Source organism: Vibrio sp. 2134-1, assembly GCF_033339495.1.
This window is the reverse complement of sequence record NZ_JAWOUS010000109.1, coordinates 1-1,150: the sequence shown is the minus strand read 5'-3', so window position 1 is coordinate 1,150 and position 1,150 is coordinate 1. Positions and strand designations below refer to the sequence as shown.

Annotated in this window: 1 protein-coding gene; it reads right to left on the bottom strand. The window is 39.4% G+C overall.

Going from position 1 to position 1,150, the window contains the following annotated elements:
- Positions 1 to 383: 383 nt before the first annotated feature.
- Positions 384 to 845, bottom strand: a complete 462-nt coding sequence (tnpA, locus tag R7R78_RS24210) for an IS200/IS605 family transposase (protein ID WP_069504743.1) — start codon at positions 843 to 845, stop codon at positions 384 to 386.
- Positions 846 to 1,150: the final 305 nt, after the last annotated feature.

The window sequence follows — 1,150 nt, the reverse complement described above, 5'->3', positions numbered from 1 at the left end:
ACAAATTAGTTAGAATGATAATTGCCCAGTGTTGTACATACAACAAAATTTACGTTTCAATACGCTTGTCGAATGCGTTTGTTGTAAAGGTGCAATAGAACTCTCAGATTTGAAGATATTGTGTTGGAAATCACACTTTTCTGTGTACAAGTGGACGGGTCAAAAAGTGAGTAATTTGATGATAAAAACGGCGAGTGTTTGTACAGAATTTGGGGTTCAAGTCCAGATTTAATTGATTAAATCCAATTGGCGAAAAGCTACGTTAAACATCAGCTAAAAAAAAGTATCCACCGGCATAGCCGGTGGTTTTTCATATGCGCCTATAAGGCTCTCTTACTGGCAGCGCCCTAGCAGGCGCATAGTGATCTGACATTTGCATATGACTATTTCCAGCGGCCCGTAAACGGGCTACCTGAATACGGGATCGACAATTGCTCTCCCATTTTATCCTGCTCTAGTTGATGCTTTATGTAACTTTGTATCTTGCCGGTATTTTTTCCTACCGTATCGACATAGTACCCTCGACACCAAAATTCTCGATTCCTGTACTTAAACTTCAAATCTCCAAATCGCTCATAGAGCATCAGGCTACTTTTTCCTTTCAAATATCCCATAAAGGATGAAACACTTATCTTAGGTGGTATCTCTAAAAGCATATGAATATGATCTGCGCAGCATTCTGCTTCAATAATATTCACGTTTTTCCATTCACATAATTTTCTAAGTATCTCGCCTACTGCCCTTCGTTTCTCACCATAGAACACCTGTCTTCGGTACTTAGGTGCAAAAACCACATGATATTTACAGTTCCATCGCGTATGCGCTAAGCTCTTTTCGTCCCCCATTAGGACCCCCTTTCAATTCTTAATTAACTCTTGCAGTTGCCAGACCACAAGACGTTTTTATCAAATTGAAAGGGGTTATATAACTGACTTATAGCTGTAAGCTTTACGGAACCCCCAGCCTAGCTGGGGGTTTTCTCTATACAAAAAGGGCGATAACTCAAAGAGTTACCGCCCTTTCCAAACGTTTGGTGGGCTGGCGTAAGTTGATCTTGTTATTTAATGGTATGAATTTAATGGATTTGTTTGGATTTGATTTTTCGATTGGTTACCAAGATGGTTACTAAAAATCGTGATATCAATATCAA